This is a genomic window from Nocardia sp. NPDC058497 (assembly GCF_042720195.1).
Classification (GTDB): Bacteria; Actinomycetota; Actinomycetes; order Mycobacteriales; family Mycobacteriaceae; genus Nocardia.
In genome coordinates, this window is record NZ_JBHXMY010000930.1 from 1 (window position 1) to 1,516 (window position 1,516).

Annotated in this window: 3 protein-coding genes; all 3 read right to left on the reverse strand. The window is 66.8% G+C overall.

Features of this window, described 5'->3' with window-relative positions:
- Positions 1 to 150 precede the first annotated feature (150 nt).
- Entirely contained in the window at positions 151 to 789 is a 639-nt protein-coding gene (locus tag ACFWPJ_RS32555; protein WP_378857323.1) for a hypothetical protein, read from the reverse strand.
- 17 nt (positions 790 to 806) lie between these two features.
- Complete coding sequence (locus ACFWPJ_RS32560) at positions 807 to 1,037, reverse strand: hypothetical protein (RefSeq protein WP_378857325.1); 231 nt, start codon at positions 1,035 to 1,037, stop codon at positions 807 to 809.
- A partial coding sequence (locus tag ACFWPJ_RS32565; protein ID WP_378857327.1) for a hypothetical protein occupies positions 1,037 to 1,516 on the reverse strand: 480 nt, incomplete at its 5' end. The genes ACFWPJ_RS32560 and ACFWPJ_RS32565, both read right to left, overlap by 1 nt.

Consider the following 1,516-nt stretch of genomic DNA (forward strand, 5'->3'; position numbering starts at 1 on the left):
GTATAAGAGACAGGTGTTGACGCGTGGAGGCTGTGGGCCGTCGGGCTGGTCGTCGTCGGCGATGGTCACGATGAAAACGACGACCACGATCGAGGCGATGATGGTGAACAAGGTGAGGAGCAGGCGCAGCGAACGCATCACGAGGAGTCCTTAGGGACGAATCAAGGGGATCATGTCGACCGGTACGGAATCGACAGCGGTGACGAGGCTTTCGGTCACCGGATCGGGCAGGAGCAGACGCCATCCGTCGGCAGCCCAGACGACGGTGGCGGTGTTACGGGTGACCGAGCGATCCGCGTAGGCGCAGTAGGTTTCGACTCGCGCTTCGGTGTCGGTGTACGCGGCGACGACGTAGCCGAGGATGATGGGCACCCAGTCCGACGCCGGGCCGATGATCGAGACCTGCGCACGCGCTGTCGCCCATTTGTCGCGACCGGGGCCGGGGGCGAGCATGCGCTGTCCGACCTGCGACCATTGCCCGTCTGGGGCCAGCGACATCCTGACGGTGGCGTGGATGGCGGTGAGTGCGGCTCCAGGTGGGGAGCGGTCGAAGTCCGAGGCGACCGCGCCTTCGATCAGGCGTGGGCCTTGCGCCGCGACGGGCAGCTCGATGCCCTGCCAGGTCCGCCAACTTACTGCGCTGGGAGCGAGGGGCGCCGCACTCGTGGGATTTGTTGTTGTGCGGTCGGTGTCGGCGCTTGCGCAGCCGGTGGCGACGGTCAGCAGTGCTGCGAGCATGCCCGCGGCGACAGCGCCGTGACTGTGAGGATGTGACTGAGGGTGGGGCATCGTGGTGTCCTGGGGAGTCAGGTGGGCAGGATGGCGATCGCGAGTGCGCTGGCCGAGCCGAGCAGGGCCGCTGCGACCAACGAGCCGAGAAAGCCTTCGATGGCTTCTTCGCGGTAGATCCGGATAGCCAGCTGGCCTCCGGCCCAGGTCGCGCGGGCGATACAGACCAGCAACACGACCCAGGCCAGCCAATTCACCAGTTGCGTCAGAGGCGACAAGACCTGGGCGGGAAGGGGTGTGGCGAGCATCAAGGGCCCCGGAACAACGTCTGGTCGTGTGCTGCTTGTAGTGCGGCGACCACCGCGCCGGCGGCGATCCGGGTATGGGTGTTGATCAGGTCGTGGCCGGCGTCGTCGACGAGGACGCATTCGGCCCACACCGTGTCCGCCAGTTCGGTGACCCGCTTGACGCCGACGAGCCAGTCCCGTTTGCCAGCCACGATCCAGGTCGGCGTCGCGCGCAGCAGGTCCTCGACTACCGCCGAATCGGCCTCGCATCGTCGCAACGCGCCCATCAGCACACCGGTGGCCTCGACGATCGGCAACTCGTTGTCGCAATCGAGCACACCAAATGCGACGAGCAGTTCGCATTCGAGCTTGCAGACAACCCGCCGGGCCCAGTCGGTGCGTCCACCTCGGACAGGCCGTTCATCGCTGGGCAGCTCTGGCACCGGACAGATCGCCACGACCCCATCGACCGGCAGGACACCGCGGCGGTGGTGAAACAG